This window comes from Gilliamella sp. App2-1 (assembly GCF_001690255.1).
Lineage (GTDB): Bacteria > Pseudomonadota > Gammaproteobacteria > Enterobacterales > Orbaceae > Gilliamella > Gilliamella apicola_G.
In genome coordinates, this window is the sequence record NZ_LZGR01000058.1 from 1 (window position 1) to 3,897 (window position 3,897).

Annotated in this window: 4 protein-coding genes and 1 pseudogene; all 5 read left to right on the forward strand. The window is 39.5% G+C overall.

The features are described from left to right. The coding region (locus A9G22_RS08085; RefSeq protein WP_141670013.1) for a VENN motif pre-toxin domain-containing protein at positions 1 to 1,300 on the forward strand (1,300 nt) is incomplete at its 5' end. Positions 1,301 to 1,312: 12 nt separating this feature from the next. Continuing rightward, the gene (locus tag A9G22_RS08090) at positions 1,313 to 1,666 is read left to right on the forward strand and encodes a hypothetical protein (RefSeq protein ID WP_065585887.1); all 354 of its coding nucleotides are present in this window, start codon (positions 1,313 to 1,315) and stop codon (positions 1,664 to 1,666) included. A 177-nt stretch (positions 1,667 to 1,843) separates the two neighbouring features. Continuing rightward, on the forward strand, positions 1,844 to 2,905 hold the full coding sequence (locus A9G22_RS08095; RefSeq protein WP_075508668.1) for a VENN motif pre-toxin domain-containing protein: 1,062 nt from the start codon (positions 1,844 to 1,846) through the stop codon (positions 2,903 to 2,905). 21 nt (positions 2,906 to 2,926) lie between these two features. Further along, a complete protein-coding gene (locus tag A9G22_RS08100) occupies positions 2,927 to 3,166 on the forward strand; it encodes a hypothetical protein (protein ID WP_065585889.1) in 240 nt (79 codons plus the stop codon). Positions 3,167 to 3,595: 429 nt separating this feature from the next. Continuing rightward, positions 3,596 to 3,897, forward strand: a pseudogene (locus A9G22_RS08105) (hypothetical protein); the annotation flags it as partial.

Below are 3,897 nucleotides of genomic sequence, written 5' to 3' on the forward strand. Positions count from 1 at the left end.
CACCTCAAAAGCGAAAGAGGCTTTAAACAAAGAGCAAGAAAAGGCGAAAAACAATAAAACGGTCTTAACTGACGAACAGCAACAAAAAATCTACGAAGACGCCTACAAAGAAGCGATGAATCAAGGTATGTCGGCGATGGGCAGTGAAACCCGTCAAGGCATTGACATGGCGGTCAACCTGATTAACGGCATCATCAGCGGCGACATGACAGGGGCGGTTGCAGGGGCACTGGCACCAAAAATTGCCAGTGCCATAAAAAAACAAACCGAGCATTACAACCCTGAAACCGGCAAATGGGAAACAGACCACATTGCCAACACGGTCAGCCATGCCATCTTGGGCGGGGTGGTTGCGCAGCTGCAAGGCAACTCCGCCCTAGTGGGTGGCTTAGGCGCTGCCGCAAGTGAACGCAGTGCAGAAGTTATTGCAGGTATCCTTTACCCCGATAAAGACATCAAAGACCTAAGCCAAGAAGAAAGACAACAAATCAGCGCCCTAACTCAACTCGCGACTGGCCTAGCTACCGCCGCGGCCGGTGGTGATATCCAAGATATCAATACTGGCGTTGCTGCAGGGAAGAATGCGGTTGAGAATAATAATTTAGCTAGAGCTGCGTGGTATCTAGTACGCCCAAGTGAAATTGGTGCATCAGTCAGTATTAATGTGGTAGATGTTTTAATGGCTGAAGGTCTTACCGCAGCGGAATCAAAAGCGTTTTTAGAAAGTTTAAATTTGGAACAACGAAGACTAATTGAACTTGCGTTAGTCGATCCAATGGGAGATGGATTCCTTGAAGATGCAGTACTAAAAACTTATGAGCGTTATTATAATGATTACCTAAAAGAGAAAGATAGTAATAAAGATAATAATACGTTAACAGGAGTTGGAAGTAGTTCAGCAGGAGGGGCTTCTGGATTACCGCCTAATGATGACGATGATAAATCTCCAAAAGAATCATCTCGTAATAGCGATAAAAAAGGTGTTGGAGGTAATGGAGCTTCGTCTGAACTACCTAATTTGGATGGTAAATCACCAGAACAAGCAAGAAAAATTTTAGAAAAGTATGGATTTGAAGAAAAATCAATTAGTCCTGCAGGTTATCAAAGGTTTGTTGCTAAAGATGGATCTGAGATTACAATTAATTGGAACAGCGGTCGAACAGTCAGGACACCAGCTCCAAAATATGGACCAAATGGCGCTAGAATCAATAAAGGGCAACGGTTGGATGCAAATGGTAGGGAGATCCCAAGGGATGTACTTCATAATCAACATCCAACTGAGACGCTCAATATTAAATAAGGAGTATAATCTATGTTAGATTTAACTAAATTATCAATTAGTTGGATAGATGAACTAAATATAGCTAATAATCAAGTAAAAATTAAAGCTATTGCTTTAGATAAAATTATACAAATTGAGTGTATTATTATTATTTTTATGTCAGTGTCCAATCAAGATGAAGACATAGGTGATAATGGAAATGTATATGAAATTAACCATAATTATCGCACACTCAATTCAAATGAATTGAATCATTTTGGGTTATGTGATAATTATTCAGAAAATGATTTTTTTAATGTTATCAATGTTTGGGGAGATTATAATATTCGAGTAGTATGTAGGGAAATTAAAGTTATTGAATTAGGTATCTATCCTGAAATATAGTAGCTCAAACCCCAACCCAAACCCCCAACCCGATAATCCTAGCTTATGTTAGAGTATTCGTTATTAAAAAGTGGCAGTTAATACTGTCACTAAATCCTGTAATTAATTTTTTAATTGCTAATTTTGGCTTAGCACCACTTAGTCGCCAACACGGTCAGTCATGCCATACTCGGCGCGGTGGTAGCCGAGCTACAAGGCAACTCTGCCCTAGTGGGCGGCTTAGGTGCTGCCGCAAGTGAACGCAGTGCGGATGCTATTGCAGGTATCCTTTACCCTGATAAAGACATCAAAGACCTAAGCCAGGAAGAAAGACAACAAATCAGTGCACTATCACAGCTCGCGACAGGCCTTGCAATAGCCGCTGCCGGTGGTGATATTCAAGATATCAATACCGGGGTTGCTGCGGGGAAAAATGCGGTTGAGAATAATTCGTTACTTGGTGATAGGTTTCGTGAAAAACATAAAAACAGTGTTGAATACTGGAAAACAGAAATTAGAGAAAAAATTGGTGAAAATACAGCATCTCAAATTCTTAATGGGATAATGATGTCATATGGTGATATGGTTGATTTTGGTGCTGGCGCTGCAGATACAGCATTAGATGCTATACTTGCATTAGGAAGTTGTACCATGGGGGCATCTTATTGCGATACTGCACTCGATGATTTAGGGAAAGCTAATAAAACTGCATCAGACGCAATGACTTCATTAATCAATGGTGATACGTGGGATCATGTTCGTGATGTTTTTGCTAAAGCGCAAAAGGGAGAGCAACGATCACTAGAAGAAGTGGCTTCAATTCTAACCAGTATATTAGTACCATCAAAATTAGCAGGAAACGCCGGAAAGGTTGTTAATAAAATTGATGATATTGTTCCACCTAAAACTAAAGCTGGAAAGGGGGCGAGTGCGACAGGACAAGTTGGTAATAATTTAAACATCAATAAATTAGTTAACTCTGCCAATAAGCCAGTAAATGCTCAAGGATTATCTGAGGCGGCTAGAGCTTGGGAGAAACATGCGGGTAGACAAGGCGGAACATTTGAAGCATTGAAAGGTTATGTTACTCAAAAGAATGCGGCAGCTAGTAAATTTGTTAAGGAGGTATTAGAGAATCCTAATACGATTAGAACAGAATTATCTCGTGGTGGCGTTGAATATAGGTTACCTAACGGGCAAGGAATCCGCTATAATGCTGATGGTTCTTTTTCTGGTTTTTTAGATCCAAAAAAGAAATAACTAATAAGGGAATGACTAATTATGAATACTGATTTTGAAATTGATTTTTTTAGTGATAATAAGTATGAAGAAATAACTATTGAAATATCTTACAAAGGACAAATGCTTTGCCAATTAAATAAAGACAAAGGCATTTCTAATATAGAAATAGAGTTTTTCTTTGATTCCAGAATACTAGCAGAGCAGGTAAAACCAAAATTCCCACTTGATGAATTTGTTAATATTTTAAATGAAGCAAAACAGGATCTTGTTACTGCATAAATTGTAGTAGCTCAAACATAACCCGACAATCCTAGCCTATATTAATGTATTCGTTATTAAAAGTGACAGTTAATTCTGCCACTCAATTCTATAATTAATTTTTTAATTGCCAATTTTTGCTTAGTATGCACTTTAGCCATTATTATTTTTATGTACCATTGTATTAAATAATGGCTACCTGTTGTATTGCTTATTATGCCATATCTCCCTCTATTCAAAACATAGAAAATGCATTAATTCACTATTTTTACTTACAAAAAATAATTCAGAAAGATCGTTGATTTAATTAAATTTTTTGTTTTTTTAGCGTTAGCCAAGGGCTTTGACATCAAGGTTGGCAACAACACCAAATTAAAAGCAACTGACAAAGGTACCTTCTTAAACGACGAGCAGTAACAAAAAGTCTACGAAGATGCTTACAAAGAAGCGATGAATCAAGGCATGTCGGCGATGGGCAGTGAAACCCGTCAAGGCATTGACATGGCGGTCAATCTTATCAACGGCATCATCAGTGGCGACATGACAGGGGCGGTTGCAGGGGCACTGGCACCAAAAATTGCCAGTGCCATAAAAAAACAAACCGAGCATTACAACCCTGAAACCGGCAAATGGGAAACAGACCACATTGCCAACACGGTCAGCCATGCCATCTTGGGCGGGGTGGTTGCGCAGCTGCAAGGCAACTCTGCCCTAGTGGGTGGCTTAGGCGCTGCCGCAAGTGAACGCAGTGC